The sequence below is a fragment of the Antarctobacter heliothermus genome (assembly GCF_002237555.1).
Lineage (GTDB): Bacteria > Pseudomonadota > Alphaproteobacteria > Rhodobacterales > Rhodobacteraceae > Antarctobacter > Antarctobacter heliothermus_B.
The window spans coordinates 3161510-3177404 of record NZ_CP022540.1; the positions used below are offsets into that span (position 1 = coordinate 3161510).

The 15895-nt window shown below is 60.5% G+C and carries 22 protein-coding genes; all 22 read left to right on the plus strand.

The window, feature by feature from the left end:
* Positions 1–160 precede the first annotated feature (160 nt).
* The 22 genes from ANTHELSMS3_RS15170 (at position 161) to ANTHELSMS3_RS15275 (ending at position 15893) form a co-directional block, all read left to right on the plus strand.
* Positions 161–1042, plus strand: a complete 882-nt coding sequence (locus ANTHELSMS3_RS15170; protein ID WP_094035605.1) for a hypothetical protein — start codon at positions 161–163, stop codon at positions 1040–1042.
* 14 nt (positions 1043–1056) lie between these two features.
* Complete coding sequence (locus ANTHELSMS3_RS15175) at positions 1057–1275, plus strand: DUF5337 family protein (protein WP_094035606.1); 219 nt, start codon at positions 1057–1059, stop codon at positions 1273–1275.
* A 3-nt stretch (positions 1276–1278) separates the two neighbouring features.
* Positions 1279–2577 (plus strand): NADH-quinone oxidoreductase subunit NuoF, encoded by a 1299-nt coding sequence (nuoF, locus tag ANTHELSMS3_RS15180; RefSeq protein ID WP_094035607.1) that lies wholly within the window; start codon positions 1279–1281, stop codon positions 2575–2577.
* A gap of 4 nt (positions 2578–2581) precedes the next feature.
* Complete coding sequence (locus ANTHELSMS3_RS15185; RefSeq protein WP_157733525.1) at positions 2582–2812, plus strand: hypothetical protein; 231 nt, start codon at positions 2582–2584, stop codon at positions 2810–2812.
* Positions 2782–3210 (plus strand): hypothetical protein, encoded by a 429-nt coding sequence (locus tag ANTHELSMS3_RS15190; RefSeq protein WP_157733526.1) that lies wholly within the window; start codon positions 2782–2784, stop codon positions 3208–3210. The genes ANTHELSMS3_RS15185 and ANTHELSMS3_RS15190 overlap by 31 nt, the downstream gene beginning before the upstream one ends.
* Positions 3207–3686 (plus strand): DUF3291 domain-containing protein, encoded by a 480-nt coding sequence (locus ANTHELSMS3_RS15195; RefSeq protein WP_094035610.1) that lies wholly within the window; start codon positions 3207–3209, stop codon positions 3684–3686. Before ANTHELSMS3_RS15190 ends, ANTHELSMS3_RS15195 begins: the two co-directional genes overlap by 4 nt.
* Positions 3683–4171: a DUF3291 domain-containing protein gene (locus ANTHELSMS3_RS15200; RefSeq protein WP_094035611.1), complete on the plus strand. Its 489-nt coding sequence runs from the start codon at positions 3683–3685 to the stop codon at positions 4169–4171. Before ANTHELSMS3_RS15195 ends, ANTHELSMS3_RS15200 begins: the two co-directional genes overlap by 4 nt.
* Before the next feature lie 15 nt (positions 4172–4186).
* The gene (locus ANTHELSMS3_RS15205; RefSeq protein ID WP_094035612.1) at positions 4187–4519 is read left to right on the plus strand and encodes a hypothetical protein; all 333 of its coding nucleotides are present in this window, start codon (positions 4187–4189) and stop codon (positions 4517–4519) included.
* Position 4520: 1 nt separating this feature from the next.
* Positions 4521–4865 (plus strand): hypothetical protein, encoded by a 345-nt coding sequence (locus ANTHELSMS3_RS15210; protein WP_094035613.1) that lies wholly within the window; start codon positions 4521–4523, stop codon positions 4863–4865.
* Between the two features lie 126 nt (positions 4866–4991).
* Complete coding sequence (locus tag ANTHELSMS3_RS15215) at positions 4992–5384, plus strand: DUF5333 domain-containing protein (RefSeq protein ID WP_094035614.1); 393 nt, start codon at positions 4992–4994, stop codon at positions 5382–5384.
* Between the two features lie 211 nt (positions 5385–5595).
* Positions 5596–7614: an NADH-quinone oxidoreductase subunit NuoG gene (nuoG, locus tag ANTHELSMS3_RS15220; protein WP_094035615.1), complete on the plus strand. Its 2019-nt coding sequence runs from the start codon at positions 5596–5598 to the stop codon at positions 7612–7614.
* Positions 7615–8007, plus strand: coding sequence for a hypothetical protein (locus ANTHELSMS3_RS15225; protein WP_198319819.1), 393 nt, complete (start codon positions 7615–7617; stop codon positions 8005–8007). It abuts the gene before it with no gap.
* Between the two features lie 7 nt (positions 8008–8014).
* A complete protein-coding gene (nuoH, locus tag ANTHELSMS3_RS15230; RefSeq protein WP_094035616.1) occupies positions 8015–9052 on the plus strand; it encodes an NADH-quinone oxidoreductase subunit NuoH in 1038 nt (345 codons plus the stop codon).
* A 135-nt stretch (positions 9053–9187) separates the two neighbouring features.
* Positions 9188–9508: a hypothetical protein gene (locus tag ANTHELSMS3_RS15235; protein WP_094035617.1), complete on the plus strand. Its 321-nt coding sequence runs from the start codon at positions 9188–9190 to the stop codon at positions 9506–9508.
* 1 nt (position 9509) lies between these two features.
* A complete protein-coding gene (gene nuoI / locus ANTHELSMS3_RS15240; RefSeq protein ID WP_094035618.1) occupies positions 9510–10004 on the plus strand; it encodes an NADH-quinone oxidoreductase subunit NuoI in 495 nt (164 codons plus the stop codon).
* Positions 10005–10026: 22 nt separating this feature from the next.
* Entirely contained in the window at positions 10027–10536 is a 510-nt protein-coding gene (locus ANTHELSMS3_RS15245) for a hypothetical protein (protein WP_094035619.1), read from the plus strand.
* The gene (locus tag ANTHELSMS3_RS15250; protein ID WP_089277105.1) at positions 10533–10940 is read left to right on the plus strand and encodes a carboxymuconolactone decarboxylase family protein; all 408 of its coding nucleotides are present in this window, start codon (positions 10533–10535) and stop codon (positions 10938–10940) included. The genes ANTHELSMS3_RS15245 and ANTHELSMS3_RS15250 overlap by 4 nt, the downstream gene beginning before the upstream one ends.
* The gene (locus tag ANTHELSMS3_RS15255; RefSeq protein WP_094035620.1) at positions 10937–11539 is read left to right on the plus strand and encodes an NADH-quinone oxidoreductase subunit J; all 603 of its coding nucleotides are present in this window, start codon (positions 10937–10939) and stop codon (positions 11537–11539) included. Before ANTHELSMS3_RS15250 ends, ANTHELSMS3_RS15255 begins: the two co-directional genes overlap by 4 nt.
* Positions 11539–11736, plus strand: a complete 198-nt coding sequence (locus ANTHELSMS3_RS15260) for a hypothetical protein (RefSeq protein ID WP_094035621.1) — start codon at positions 11539–11541, stop codon at positions 11734–11736. Before ANTHELSMS3_RS15255 ends, ANTHELSMS3_RS15260 begins: the two co-directional genes overlap by 1 nt.
* A gap of 149 nt (positions 11737–11885) precedes the next feature.
* Positions 11886–12191: an NADH-quinone oxidoreductase subunit NuoK gene (nuoK, locus tag ANTHELSMS3_RS15265; RefSeq protein ID WP_023849383.1), complete on the plus strand. Its 306-nt coding sequence runs from the start codon at positions 11886–11888 to the stop codon at positions 12189–12191.
* A 4-nt stretch (positions 12192–12195) separates the two neighbouring features.
* A complete protein-coding gene (nuoL, locus tag ANTHELSMS3_RS15270) occupies positions 12196–14325 on the plus strand; it encodes an NADH-quinone oxidoreductase subunit L (RefSeq protein WP_094035622.1) in 2130 nt (709 codons plus the stop codon).
* Positions 14325–15893, plus strand: a complete 1569-nt coding sequence (locus ANTHELSMS3_RS15275) for an NADH-quinone oxidoreductase subunit M (protein WP_094035623.1) — start codon at positions 14325–14327, stop codon at positions 15891–15893. The genes nuoL and ANTHELSMS3_RS15275 overlap by 1 nt, the downstream gene beginning before the upstream one ends.
* The last annotated feature ends 2 nt before the right edge of the window (positions 15894–15895 follow it).

Genomic DNA, 15895 nt, shown 5'->3' on the forward strand with positions numbered 1-15895 from the left:
ACAGCGGCGGTTCTGTTCCGCCGATCCAGCCCGTGCGACAACGCCATACCTTGCATGCCGCGCTGCAGTATGCAAGGCGTGGCACAGGCACTGTTGGGGAGGAACGGCGCTAAGAAACGCGCAGTAGATTGCGCCCGATTAGTGGAGCGAGGACGTGACCATGACGACCCCGAATTATGTGATGACACCCGATTTCACCCCTTTCCTGCGTCTGATAGAGTTTCAGACCCGGTTCGCCATGGAGGCGAGCCAAGGCATGATGAAACTGGCCATGATGCCTTGGGCCGGTTTGCCGACGGGTTTTGGCTCTGTCTGTGGTCCGATGGGCCGCGTAACCGTTGCGGCCGAAACCAAGACAGTCGAGACGCCTGTGAAGACCAAAGCCGAAGCCGCTGACACGGTTGTCGAGGCCGTCGCCGAGGCGGTGGAAGAGGTGGCCGTTGCCCCGGTCAAGGCTGCGAAACCAAAAGCCGGTGCCGTAGTGGAAACCAAAGCTGCAGCGCCCAAGTTGGACACGGCTCCGGCTAAGAAGACCGCCGCACCTGCCGAGGTTCTGACCAAGTCGGTGGAAGCTGCAGATGCACCCGCTGCGAAGCCGGTCAAGGCAGAGGCCGCGCCTGTTAAAGCAGAGACCGTCAAGGCAGCGCCCGCCAAAGCTGAGACCGTCAAGGCAGCGCCTGCCAAAGCCGAGGCAGTCAAGGCCGCGCCCGCCAAGGCCGCGCCGGTGAAAGCCGAAGCTGTGAAAGCGGAGCCGGTAAAGGCAGAGATCGCGCCGGTCGAAACAAAGACCGCAGCGCCGACCATGACCAAACCCAAGGCGATGACCGCCCCCACCAAAGGCGCGTCGGACGACCTGACCGCACTGAACGGCGTCGGACCCAAGCTGGCCGAGGCGTTGAACGCCGAAGGCATCTATCATTTCGCGCAGATTGCCGCATGGACCGATGCCAACGTCCTTTGGGTGGATGAGAACCTTCCGGGTGTGCGCGGACGCGCGTCGCGCAATGGTTGGGTGGCGCAGGCCGCCGATCTGGCCAAGTAAACCCGGGGTCGCGAATGGCTGACAAGCAGGATCTCAACCGGCGGGGCCGCGTGATTGCGCTGGTCATTGCCGGGACCGGTGTCGGCTGGATCGCGGCCATTGCAATAGGCGCGGCGCTGGACCTGAGCCAGCGCCTGCGCGCGCTTTTGGATCTTGCCGCACTTGGAGGCTTTTTCTGGGCGCTGTGGATGTTATACGGGCTCTGGCGGGACCGCCAGAAAGACAAGGATTGAGAGATGCTGCAGGACCAGGACCGGATCTTTACCAACCTCTACGGCATGCATGACCGGACGCTTGATGGCGCGAAAAAGCGCGGCCATTGGGACGGAACCAAGGACATCATCGGCAAGGGACGTGAGTGGATCGTCGAGGAAATGAAGGCCTCTGGCCTGCGTGGGCGTGGTGGCGCCGGGTTCCCGACCGGTTTGAAATGGTCCTTCATGCCCAAGGAATCGGATGGCCGTCCGTCCTATCTGGTGGTGAACGCTGACGAATCAGAGCCGGGCACCTGCAAAGACCGCGAGATCATGCGTCATGATCCGCATACGCTGATCGAGGGCTGCCTGATCGCCTCTTTCGCGATGCAGGCGCATGCCTGCTATATCTATATTCGCGGCGAATACATCCGCGAGCGTGAGGCCCTGCAGGCCGCAATTGATGAGGCTTATGACGCGGGTCTTTTGGGCAAGAACGCCGCCGGGTCCGGCTGGGATTTCGAACTCTTTGTCGCGCATGGGGCCGGTGCCTACATCTGCGGTGAGGAAACCGCACTGCTGGAATCGCTCGAAGGCAAAAAGGGCATGCCCCGGATGAAGCCGCCGTTCCCGGCGGGCGCGGGTTTGTATGGTTGCCCGACCACGGTGAACAACGTCGAATCCATCGCCGTCGTGCCGACGATCCTGCGTCGTGGGGCCGAATGGTTCTCTGGCTTTGGCCGCGACAACAACAAGGGCACCAAGCTGTTTGCCATCTCTGGCCACGTCAACAACCCCTGCGTTGTCGAGGAGGCGATGTCGATCTCCTTCGAGGAACTGATCGAAAAGCATTGCGGCGGCATTCGCGGCGGATGGGACAACCTTAAGGCGGTGATCCCCGGCGGGTCGTCTGTTCCTTGTGTGCGCGGCGAAAAGATGCGCGATGCGATCATGGACTTTGACTATCTGCGCGGTGAACTGGGGTCGGGTCTTGGCACCGCTGCGGTCATCGTGATGGACAAAGAGACGGACATCATCAAGGCGATCTGGCGTCTGGCGAAGTTCTACAAACACGAAAGCTGTGGCCAATGTACGCCGTGCCGCGAAGGCACCGGCTGGATGATGCGGGTCATGGAACGTCTGGTCAAAGGTGAGGCCGACGAGGAAGAAATCGACATGCTTTGGGACGTGACCAAGCAGGTCGAGGGCCACACCATCTGCGCCCTTGGTGACGCGGCGGCATGGCCGATTCAGGGCCTGATCCGCAACTTCCGCGATGAGATCGAGGATCGCATCAAGGCGCAAAAGACCGGCCGGATGAGCGCCGTCGCGGCGGAGTGACGACGTGCAGGCCGTTCTGGGACGCGTCCTGAGAGCCTTGCAAAATCTGGCGGCGGCAGTCTTGACTGCCGCCTTTTGCTTTGTGCCCGCATGGTATGCGCATATCGCGATCACCGTGCAGTTGGCGCCGGTGTGGGTCTATGGCGCGGTCGCCGGTCTGGTGCTTGTAGGGGCCGGTGTGACCCTGTCGTTTCTGGAAAAGGCGTGGAACGGGCGCAAACCATTAGGGGAGTAATGGTGAGGGTACAGGCAACCATCTTTGTGTATGTGGCGGGCCTGATACTGGCGTTCTGCGTGATCCCGCAGGTTCAGGCGCAGGGAAATTCGCCGTTTTTCGTCGCCGAGACGGGTGTGTCGAGAAAGTGGGAAATCCGCGCCACGTTCGAGTGTGAAGACGCCCGCGCCGCGCCCGAAACGGATGAACCTCAAAGAAAATGGATCGACAATGGCAGCGTCGCAATTTGCGGGGTCAGCGGACCTGACTTGGGTGTCAATGACAAGGCGCTTGCTCTGAAACTGTCGCACGCTCTTTGCCACCACTCCGATTTGCAGGTGTGCGCACAACCCGACAGTAGCGCGTTCAATGGGGCCGAGTGGTCCTTTGCCAAACTCAGCTGGAAAACGGGCTCGTGACACAGTTTCATCTTGCGGAATTCAATATCGGTACGTTGCGCTATGACTGGGACGATCCCCGCGTGGCGGATTTCCAGAACAATCTGGACAAGGTCTTTGCCATTGCGGAACGCGCGGACGGGTACGTTTGGCACCTGAAAGGGCCAGAGATGGAGGCTGCGCAATTGGATTGCACGGGGCCCTTGGGGGGGAATCCCCGCACCGCATCGACGCTATCGGTCTGGCGCGATCTGGCCGCGCTGGAGCATTTTGTTTGGAAAACAGTCCACAAACGCTTTTACGATCGGCGGGCCGAATGGTACGGGCCGCAAACGGCATGGGGTGGTGTGCGGCTGGTGATGTGGTGGGTTCCACATGGGCATATCCCCACGATCACAGAGGCAGCCGCGCGTCTGACCCAGTTGGCACGGGACGGTGACAGCGACACGGCCTTTGGCTGGGACTACGCCCGGTCGACCTGGGGAGGGGCGGCATGACTCAATATCTGGCGGAACTGAACATCGGACGGTTGCTGGCTCCGACGGATGATCCCCGCGTGGCGGAATTCATGGCGAATCTTGACCGCATCAACGGGCTGGGCAAGCGGATGCCGGGCTTTGTCTGGATGATGGAAGGGGCAGGAGAGCCGGGGACCGGGAACACCGAAAACGCCATCGGCGATGACCCGCAGTTTGTCGCCAACCTGACGGTCTGGGAAGACGTCGAAGCCTTGGAAAGGTTTGTCTGGGGTACTCTGCACAAGCAGTTTTATCAACGCCGGGCGGAGTGGTTCGAACTGATGGGCGACCAGCATTTTGTCATGTGGTGGATTCCGGCAGGACATCGCCCAACGCTGCAAGAGGGGCTGGCGCGGCTTGACCTCCTGCGGCGCAACGGGGACAGTGACGACGCGTTTGGCTGGACGCATCTGGCCGAGGCCCGGATGTGGCGCTCTGGGCTGTGCGCATCCGAGGCGAGCTAAAAAACAGGACGGGACATGAAATGGATTTTGGGGACGGCAGTGCTTGTCGCGGCGCTGGCGCCGATGGCGCAGGCGGAAACCGTGCGTTCTAAGAGCTTTGTTGCGGACATCCAGCGCCGCGCGGTGAATATCCAGGCGCGCGACGGCACAGGCTCGACTCCGGCGGCGCAAGTCTATGTAAGCGTGAAAACCGTGGCGGGCGCGGCCCCGGCGCAGGGACAGATCAAGGCGGCAGGTGCCTTTGCTGCAAAGGCGGGGTGCCGCGACGGTCAGGCATTGGCCACGATCATGGCGGGCGTGACGACATCGGCCGCAGACTTTGAAGTGCTCTGCCGGGGAGGCCAATAAGATGATGGTTCGTGTGATTTGCATTCTGGCCGTTGCGGCCACGTTAGGCGGCTGTGAGCGGGCGGGTATGTTCAAGAGAAACGCCCCGGTTTTCGACGGAGAACGGTTCCGCACCACTGCAAAGTCTGAACGCAAGAATCGGCAGGATTTTGTGATAAACGTGAGCGGTGTGTCCAAGTCGATGAAAGGCGCAATCGCCGCCGGGGAGTACAAAGCGGTGCAACATTGCATCGAGTTCTTCGGCACATCCGAGATCGACTGGATCGTCGGCCCCGATACCGATCCGCAGGCGCTGGTGGTTACGGGCGACAATATCACCTTCCGGGGGACTTGCCGCGACATCTGACCGGCAATGTCCCGCGCAAGGCGCGTCGAAACCCGCCGAAATTGGCAGGCAGTGGGAGTGGATATTGAATATCCGGACCTGATGACCCCACTTCGGGGTCAATAGTTTCAATACGGAGTCTCGCGCATGCGTCTGTTTCTTACCCCGATCCTCTGCCTGACCCTTGCCACGCCGGTCTGGGCAAAGACGCCACTCAACCAAGTGTCAGAAATTGATGACGGCCTGATGGCGATCGCCATTGCCGACGAGATTCGGAAGAACTGCAATGACATCAGCGCACGGATGATTCGGGCCTATCGCCAGATTCAGGCGCTGGAAAAGCGTGCAAAGGCGTTGGGGTACTCCGACGATGAGATTGACACCTACGTCAACTCCTCCGCCGAAAAGAAGCGGATGCGCAAGAAGGCGGAAACCTGGTTGGCCTCAAAGGGCGTCGCCGCGTCCGATGAAAAGGCGCTTTGCAAGTTTGGTCGGGACGACATCGCGCGCGGCGGGCCGGTGGGTTTCTTCCTGCGCTGAGTCGCCGCCATCCTCTGATCAGAGGTAACGTACTCAATAGTTATCACAACCAAAGCGCGGCTGCGGGCGAAAACCCGTGAGCCGCGTCGTTTTTTCCTGCCTTTTCGCTGCACCTGCATCTAGTAACGTCCGGCAGGGCAGGCTAAACCCGGGGGACTGCGGCCTGCGTGCCAGTGGGCGCTGCCAGCCGAAATACGGGAGAGGCACGGGCATGTCCGATTTGCGTAAGATCATCATCGACGGACAAGAGGTCGAAGTGGACGGGGCGATGACCCTGATTCAGGCCTGTGAACAGGCCGGGGTCGAAGTCCCGCGATTCTGTTATCACGAACGTCTGTCGATTGCCGGAAACTGCCGGATGTGTCTGGTTGAGGTTGTGGGCGGTCCGCCCAAGCCTGCCGCTTCCTGCGCGATGCAGGTCCGCGATGTGCGCGGTGGCCGCAACGGCGAGTTGCCAGAGGTCAAAACAAACTCGCCTATGGTCAAAAAGGCCCGCGAAGGGGTGATGGAGTTCCTGCTCATCAACCACCCGCTGGATTGTCCGATCTGCGATCAGGGTGGCGAATGCGACCTGCAGGATCAGGCCATGGCCTATGGCGTTGATTTCAGCCGCTTCCGAGAACCCAAGCGCGCAGTAGACGATCTGGATCTTGGTCCGCTTGTTGAAACGCACATGACCCGCTGCATTTCCTGTACTCGCTGCGTGCGCTTCACGACAGAGGTCGCTGGAATCACTCAGATGGGCCAGACTGGGCGCGGCGAAGATTCCGAAATCACCAGTTATCTCAATGAGACACTTGATTCGAATTTGCAGGGCAACATCATTGATCTTTGCCCGGTGGGCGCGCTGGTTTCGAAACCCTACGCCTTTACCGCACGTCCTTGGGAGTTGACCAAGACCGAGACCATCGACGTGATGGATGCGCTGGGATCGAACATCCGGGTAGATACCAAGGGCCGCGAAGTGATGCGAATTCTGCCGCGCAACCATGATGGCGTGAATGAGGAATGGATTTCCGACAAGACCCGCTTTGTCTGGGACGGATTGCGTCGCCAGCGGCTGGACACACCCTATATTCGCGAAAATGGCAAGCTGCGCCCAGCAAGCTGGGGTGAGGCACTGTCAAAGGCTGCCGAAGCGCTTAAAGGTGCTGAAAAACCGGCGGGAATCATTGGCGATTTGGCCCCGGTCGAGGCGATCTATAGCCTCAAACAGATGATCGAGGGGCAGGGCGGTGTTGTCGAATGCCGCACCGATGGCGCGAAACTGCCCGCGGGCAACCGCTCGGGCTATGTGGGCACCGCAACGGTTGAGGAAATCGACACCGCAGAGATGATCCTGTTGATCGGGACCAACCCGCGCGATGAGGCACCAGTCCTGAACGCCCGCATCCGCAAGGCATGGACCGCAGGTGCCAAGGTGGCGCGTATCGGCAAGCCGGTTGATCTGACTTATGACGTGATCGAACTGGGCACGGGCCGTGAGGCGCTGGCCAAACTGGCCGAGATGGATCATTCCGACAAACACGATACGCCCGGTATCATGATCATCGGTCAAGGCGCGCTGACAGAGGCGGATGGCGCGGCGGTGCTGGGCACGGCCATGCAGACCGCTGCGGCCGGACAATCGAAATTCATGGTTCTGCACACAGCCGCGTCCCGCGTCGGGGCGATGGACGTTGACGCCACCAACGCGCGCGGCATGGAAGCGGTGCAGGACGCGGACGTGATCTATAACCTCGGTGCCGATGAGGTCGAGATCGGTGAGGGCGCTTTTGTCATCTATCAGGGCAGCCACGGCGACCGGGGCGCGCATCGCGCCGACGTGATCCTGCCGGGGGCCGCCTATACCGAAGAACAGGGCCTGTTCGTCAACACCGAAGGCCGCCCGCAACTGGCGCTGCGTTCGGGGTTTGCACCGGGTGATGCCAAGGAAAACTGGGCCGTCCTGCGGGCCTTGTCCGCAGAGGTGGGGGCGACACTGCCGTGGAACAATCTCGCTGAACTGCGTCAGGCGCTGGTGGCCGATGTGCCGCATCTGCAAGGCATCGACGAGGTGCCGGAAAACGAATGGCAGCCGCTGGAGGCGGGTCAGTTGGGCGATGCGGATTTCCGCTATGCCCTGCGGGATTTCTACCTGACCAACCCGATTGCGCGCGCCAGTGCCTTGATGGCGGACCTGTCCAAGGCCGCGCTAGACCGGGCATCGACGGCGCTTGCGGCGGAATAGGTGCGCGGGTTGGCGATCATATCCTTGCTGGCCGTGGCCAGCGGCCTGTCGGCCTGCACGCCCGAAGACCCGGAACCGCCGTTCATGCCGATCTATTCCGGTATCGAAACGCGGCTGCTGGACGGCGATCTGGTGCAGTTCGAGGTCGAGATGCGCGGCGCGCGAAACGCTGCGGATGTCGAGGATTATGCCGAATGCGCGGCGGCGCAGTATGCGTTGATCCGAGGTTACGGATTTGCGCGTCATTTGCGCACGACTGCTTACGAAGAGGGTGGCCTATGGCGCGGAGATGCGGTTTACACCATCTCGGCGGCGCTGCCCCGCGGGCTCAAGACCATCGACGCCGAAGTGGCGACGCTGGCCTGTGCCGAGAACGGAATACCGATGGTGTGAGGACCTGATGGAAAACTTCTTCGCCACGCCTTTGGGCATCTTTGTCATCATCTTTGCGCAATGCCTTGCGGTGCTGGGCTTTGTGATGATTTCGCTGCTCTTTCTTGTCTACGGCGACCGCAAGATCTGGGCCGCGGTCCAGATGCGGCGCGGGCCGAACGTGGTGGGCATCTATGGCCTGCTGCAGACCGTGGCCGACGCGCTGAAATATGTCGTTAAAGAGGTGGTCATCCCGGCGGGTGCCGACCGGACCGTCTTTATGCTGGCCCCATTGGCGAGTTTTGTGCTGGCGATGATCGCCTGGGCAGTGATCCCGTTCAGCGACGGGTGGGTGCTGGCAGATATCAATGTGGCCATCCTGTATGTCCTCGCGATCTCATCGCTTGAGGTTTACGGCGTGATCATGGGGGGCTGGGCGTCCAACTCCAAATATCCATTCCTTGGCTCGCTGCGCTCTGCGGCGCAGATGATTTCCTATGAGGTGGCGATCGGTCTGATCATCATCGGGGTGATTATCTCGACCGGATCGCTGAACTTTGGCGACATCGTTGCAGCACAGGACGGGCGGTTTGGGTTCTTCAGCTGGTATTGGCTGCCGCATTTCCCGATGGTCTTCCTGTTCTTCATCTCTTGCCTGGCAGAGACAAACCGCCCGCCGTTCGACCTGCCAGAGGCGGAATCGGAACTCGTCGCTGGCTATCAGGTTGAATACTCGGCAACGCCCTTCCTGCTGTTCATGGCCGGTGAATACATCGCGATCTTCCTGATGTGCGCACTGACCTCGCTGCTGTTCTTTGGCGGCTGGCTGTCGCCGATCCCGGGTCTGCCGGACGGTGCGCTGTGGATGGTCGGCAAGATGGCGTTCTTCTTCTTCATCTTCGCGATGGTGAAGGCGATCACACCGCGCTATCGCTATGACCAGTTGATGCGCCTTGGCTGGAAGGTCTTTCTGCCGTTCTCTCTGGTCTGGGTGGTCTTTGTGTCCTTCGCGGCCAAGTTCGGCTGGTTCTTTGACAGCTACGCGCGCTGGGTGACCGGGGGCTGATAATGTTGCCGGATCGGAAACATATCGTTTCGGACAGCCAAGGGGTGGTTGATGCCACCACGAGTGCGCCTGTGAGTGGTATCCTTGGGGCAGGGCCGCGCAATCCGCGCCGCTTTTGCCAACAGGGAGAACCCCATGTCTGATCTGAAATCCGCCATCCTCGACGCGAAATACGTCGATATGATCGACCTTGGTGATTTTGTCGTGCGTGACACCGGCCTGCCGGATGTGGACAGCGACGGCAACCTGATGCCGCAGGCGACAGAGATCGCCGCCGCCGTGTTCCGCTGGGCCGCTGACATGCAGGCCGCAGAGGCCGCGCGGGCCAAGACACCGGAGCCATCCAAAACGGCGGCGTTGAACGAATACGATGAACAGGGCGATCCGCTGATGGACGCGCCCACGGCCGAAAAGTTTGAGGCCGATCTGAACCAGATGACAGGGGAGCAAGGATAGCATGGCGACCATCGACTACGGCCGGGCCGCGAAGTACTTTCTGCTCGCAGACTTCGTGAAGGGGTTCCAGCTGGGCCTGAAGTATTTCTTTGCGCCCAAGGCAACCTTGAACTACCCGCATGAAAAGGGGCCGCTGTCGCCTCGGTTTCGGGGTGAACACGCGCTGCGCCGTTATCCCAACGGCGAGGAACGCTGTATCGCGTGCAAGCTGTGTGAGGCGATCTGCCCGGCGCAGGCCATCACCATCGACGCGGAACCGCGCGACGACGGCAGCCGCCGCACCACGCGCTACGACATCGACATGACCAAATGCATCTACTGCGGATTCTGCCAGGAGGCCTGCCCGGTCGACGCCATCGTCGAGGGGCCGAACTTTGAGTTCGCCACCGAGACCCGCGAAGAACTGTACTACGACAAGACCAAGCTGCTGGAGAATGGCGACCGCTGGGAAGCCGAGATTGCCCGCAACCTTGAACTTGATGCGCCTTACCGCTGAGCCCGAGAGACCGAGACCGCTTATGCCCCGCTGCCTGAACTTTGCTGTTGCTCTCTGCGCGCTCGCCTTTGCGGCGGGCGGCGGCATTGCAGCACAAGAGCCGGGGAGCGAGGCGTGGAACGCCAAGCGGGCGATGCTTTTTTCGCAGGTCTGCATGGCCGCGGCGCCGGATTTTGCCGACATCGACGATCGCGCCAAGGCCGCCGGCATGGCGCGGCAAAACGGCGTTTGGGTGGCAGAGCCGGAAATCGTGATCAACCTGATCGAACACGATGGGTTTTGCGACTGCATCATGAGCGTTTCTGCCCCGGATCAGGGGGCGATGATTGACAAGGTTTTTGGTCAGTTGATGACGGATTTCGGCACAGAGTTCACCGGAGTGCCGGACGGGTTTGCCAGTGTGGCACCGTTTCAGCGCGACGGGGTCGAAGTGGTTTCGATCCTTGAGCCGCGCAGCTATGAAGACGGAAAATGGCTGTCGGCCCGCACAGCCGTCTTTGGCAACTGCCCCATCCGCGAGGCCGGCAAATGACCGATCCCAAGACCCCATTCGAGCTGATGATGGAACAAGCGCAGGAGATGGCCAAGGCCTTCAACCCCGCGATGTCCGGCTTTGACCCCAAAGGGTTTGAAAAACTGTGGCCGACCATGTCCAAGGATGCCATGGAAATGTGGTTCGGCAAGGGCATGTCCAAGACCGGTCTGGACGCCAAGACCCGGCTTTTGCTGACGATTTCCGGCCTGACGATGCAGGGCGCGCAGGCGGAAACGCCGTTCCGCCTGACCGTGCGCCACGCGCTGGAGGCTGGGGCCACCCCCGAAGAGATCGCTGAAACCATCGGCCATATGTCGATGTTCGCAGGTATTCCCGCGATGACCCGCGCCATGGATCTGGCGCGTGAGGTCATCGCCGAAAATAAGGATGACGAGACATGATGGTCTTTGCCTTCTACCTCTTTGCACTTGGCGCCATCGCGGGCGGGTTGTTTACCGTCATCAGCCGCAACCCGGTGCATTCGGTGCTCTGGCTGATCCTCGCCTTTCTATCCTCGGCGGGGCTGTTTGTGCTGATGGGCGCGGAATTTGTCGCCATGCTGCTGATCATCGTCTACGTCGGCGCGGTCGCGGTTCTGTTCCTGTTTGTGGTCATGATGCTGGATGTCGATTTCGCCGAACTGAAGGCGGAAATGGCCAAATACATGCCTTTAGCGCTGCTGATCGGTCTTGTGATCCTGATGCAACTGGCCATGGCCTTTGGTGTCTGGGAGGCCTCTGAAATGGCGGCCGGGCAACTGGCACAGCCGACGCCCGAGGGGATGCACAACACTCAGGCGCTGGGGATGATCCTGTACGACCAGTACTTCCTGTTGTTCCAATTGGCCGGTCTGATCCTGCTGGTCGCCATGATTGGCGCGATCGTGCTGACCCTGCGCCACCGCACCGACATCAAGCGTCAGGACATTCTGGCGCAGATGTACCGTGATCCCGCCAAGGCGATGGAACTCAAGGACGTCAAACCGGGGCAGGGCCTGTAATGAGCCCGTTCTGGGATATGGTCCTGTCGCCCACTGGACTGATGCTGTACGCGGCGTTCTGGGCGTTCAAAATCCTCGCCGGGGCCTGGATGCTGCGCAAAGCCATGCTGTTGTTGCCGGTTCGGGCGCAAAGCTGGACTGAGGACAAGTTGGGGCGGATCAAGCTGCGGGGTCGCGGGCGGCGCCGTTTGGGATGACACTTTTCCGGGCCTGACCCGGGACCGCCTGTCCGGTACAGGGCAGGGCAACAGACAAAAGGCCCCGGATCACCTCCGGGGCGCGGGTCCGAAAGCCTTCGGACACACAAGTTAGGACTGAAACGGGCACAAAGCCCGGAGGGACGCACATGATCGGATTGGAACATTACCTGACGGTGGCGGCGGTGCTCTTCGTCATCGGCATCTTCGGGCTTTTCCTGAACCGCAAGAACGTGATCATCCTGCTCATGAGCATCGAACTCATGCTGTTGGCGGTGAACATCAATCTCGTTGCGTTCTCGACGCATCTTGGCGATCTGGTCGGGCAGGTCTTCACACTTTTTGTGTTGACCGTCGCCGCCGCAGAGGCCGCGATTGGTCTGGCCATTCTGGTCTGTTTCTTCCGCAACCGCGGCACGATCGCCGTGGAAGACGTCAACGTGATGAAAGGCTGACCTGATGGAGAGCATCATCCTCTTTGGCCCGCTGGTGGGCGCGCTCATCGCGGGCTTTGGTTGGAAACTGACGGGCATTCGTGGCGCGCAGTGGATTTCCACCGGCCTGTTGTTTCTGGCCTGTGCCTTTTCGTGGATCGTGTTTTTCACACACGGCCCAGAGACGCAGCACATTCAGGTCATGCGCTGGATCGAAAGCGGCACGCTGTCGACCGACTGGTCGATCCGGTTGGATCGACTGACCTCGATCATGCTGATTGTCGTGACCACGGTTTCGGCGCTCGTCCACCTGTATTCGTTTGGCTACATGGCGCATGACAGCCAGTTCAAGGAAGGCGAGGAAAGCTATAAACCGCGCTTCTTTGCTTACCTGTCGTTCTTTACTTTTGCCATGTTGATGCTGGTGACCTCGGACAATCTCGTTCAGATGTTCTTTGGCTGGGAAGGCGTGGGCGTTGCCTCTTACCTGTTGATCGGCTTCTACTATCGCAAGCCGAGCGCTAACGCCGCCGCCATCAAGGCCTTTGTCGTCAACCGGGTGGGGGATTTCGGGTTTGCGCTGGGGATCTTTGCGATCTTCTTCCTGACCGATAGCGTGCGTTTTGACGATGTCTTTGCCGCTGCTCCGACACTGGCCGAAACGCAGATGACCTTCCTCTGGCGCAGCTGGAACGCCGCCGAGATTGTAGCGCTGCTGCTGTTTGTCGGTGCGATGGGTAAATCGGCGCAACTGTTCCTGCACACCTGGTTGCCGGACGCGATGGAAGGCCCGACACCCGTGTCGGCCCTGATCCACGCCGCGACCATGGTGACGGCGGGTGTCTTCCTTGTCTGCCGCATGTCGCCGATCATGGAATTCGCACCGAACGCTACCATGTTCATCACCTTCCTTGGCGCATCGACGGCCTTTGTCGCGGCGACCATCGGTTTGGTTCAAAACGACATCAAACGCGTGATCGCATATTCGACCATGTCCCAGCTTGGTTATATGTTCGTGGCTGCGGGCGTAGGGGTCTACTCGGTCGCCATGTTCCACCTGTTCACGCATGCCTTCTTTAAGGCGATGCTGTTCCTTGGGGCCGGTTCGGTCATCCACGGGATGCATCACGAGCAGGACATGCGGAACTATGGCGGCCTGCGCAAAAAGCTACCCTATACCTTCTGGGCGATGATGATCGGCACGCTGGCGATCACGGGTGTCGGCATTCCGCTGACGCACATCGGGTTCGCAGGCTTCCTGTCCAAGGACGCGGTGATCGAAAGCGCCTTTGCGGGCACACAGGGCGGTTATGCCTTCTGGATGCTGGTCGTGGCGGCACTGTTCACCAGTTTCTACAGCTGGCGCCTGATGTTCCTGACCTTCTTCGGCAAGCCGCGCGGTGACAAGCACACGCATGAGCACGCGCATGAAAGCCCGACTGTCATGCTGGTGCCACTGGGCGTGCTGGCGCTGGGGGCGATCTTCTCCGGCATGATCTGGTACGGCAGCTTTTTCGGCGACCATGACAAGGTGAACAGCTTCTTCGGTATCCCCGGCGCACATGCTGAGGCTGCGGAACATGGCGCACCAGCCGATGCGGGACACGGTGACGACCACGCTGAGGCCGACGCAGCACATGCGGACACTGCGGACGCAGGCGATCACGCAGCAGAGGCCGGGGATCACGCGGTTGCGGCACCGGGCGCAGGCGCGATCTACATGGGCCCGGACAACCACGTTATGGACGACGCGCACCATGCGCCGACATGGGTCAAGATCTCTCCGTTCATCGCCATGCTGATCGGTTTCGTCACCGCCTACTGGTTCTACATCGTGAACCCGAAATTGCCGGTCAAACTGGCCGAGAGCCAGCGGCCGCTTTACCTGTTCCTGCTGAACAAATGGTACTTTGACGAGATCTACGATTTTCTCTTTGTGCAACCGGCCAAGGCGCTGGGGCGCATCCTGTGGAAGGGCGGCGATGAGGCGATCATCAAGGGCGGCTTGAACGGCATCGCCTTGGGGATTGTGCCCTTCTTCACCCGCCTCGCGGGGCGGGCACAGTCCGGCTACATCTTTACCTATGCCTTTGCGATGGTGATCGGGATTGCGATCTTCATCACCTGGATGACGCTCAGCGGAGGGGCACACTAATGGGCAACCTGCTTTCCATCGTCACTTTCCTGCCTGCGCTGGCGGCCCTGATCATGGCGCTGTTCCTGCGGGGCAACGACGAGGCGGCGCAGCGCAATGCCAAATGGCTGGCGCTGATCGCGACAGGGGCGACCTTTGTCATTTCGCTGTTCATCCTGTTCCAGTTTGACGCGGACAACACCGGGTTCCAAATGGTCGAGGAACGGCCTTGGCTGCTGGGTCTGAACTACCGGATGGGCGTGGACGGGATCAGCGTCCTGTTCGTCATGCTGACCACCTTCATGATGCCGCTGGTCATCGCGGCCAGCTGGGATGTCAGCCACCGGGTCAAGGAATACATGATCGCCTTCCTGCTGCTGGAAACGCTGATGCTGGGCGTCTTCATGGCGCTGGATCTGGTGCTGTTCTACCTCTTCTTCGAGGCGGGCCTGATCCCGATGTTCCTGATCATCGGCATCTGGGGCGGCAAGGACCGCATCTATGCCTCGTTCAAGTTCTTCCTCTACACCTTCCTCGGTTCGGTGCTGATGCTGGTCGCCATGGTGGGCATGTATGCGGATGCGGGCACGACCTGCATCGGCCATTGCGATGTGTCGCTGCTGAAACACACCTTTGCCTCCGAGGACTTCAGCATCTGGGGCATTCCGATTGTGGGCGGGATGCAGACCCTGCTGTTCATCGCCTTCTTCGCCAGCTTCGCGGTCAAGATGCCGATGTGGCCTGTCCACACATGGTTGCCAGAGGCGCACGTTCAGGCGCCCACGGCGGGCTCTGTGGTGCTGGCGGCGATCCTGTTGAAAATGGGCGGCTACGGCTTCTTGCGGTTCAGCCTTGCGATGTTCCCCGTTGGGTCCGACGTGATGGCGAACTTTGTGTTCACCCTGTCGGTGATCGCGATCATCTACACCAGCCTGGTGGCGCTGGTGCAGGAAGACATGAAAAAACTGATTGCCTATTCGTCGGTTGCGCACATGGGCTATGTCACCATGGGCATCTTTGCCGCCAACCAGCAGGGTGTGGATGGCGCGATTTTCCAGATGATCAGCCACGGCTTTATCTCGGGTGCGCTATTCCTCTGCGTGGGCGTGATCTATGATCGGATGCACACCCGTGAGATCGACGCCTATGGCGGTCTGGTGAACCGGATGCCGGCCTATGCGCTGATCTTCATGCTGTTCACCATGGCCAATGTCGGCCTGCCGGGCACCTCCGGGTTCATCGGCGAGTTCCTCGTGCTTATGGGGATTTTCCAGGTCAATACCTGGGTCGCGGCGGGGGCCACCACGGGGGTGATCCTGTCGGCCTGTTACGCGCTGTGGCTGTACCGCAGGGTCGTGATGGGCGATCTGATCAAGGAAAGCCTCAAGACCATCAAGGACATGACTACACGGGAAAAGGCGATCTTTGCCCCGCTGGTGGTTATGACGATCTGGATGGGCGTCTATCCGGCGCCGATCCTTGACCGCACCGGGCCGTCGGTCGAGGCGCTGGTAACCAAAGTAGACATGGCGCTTGCCGCTGCCGGCCGCACTGATGCCGACACGCAAGTGGCTGTCGCGGAACACTAAGG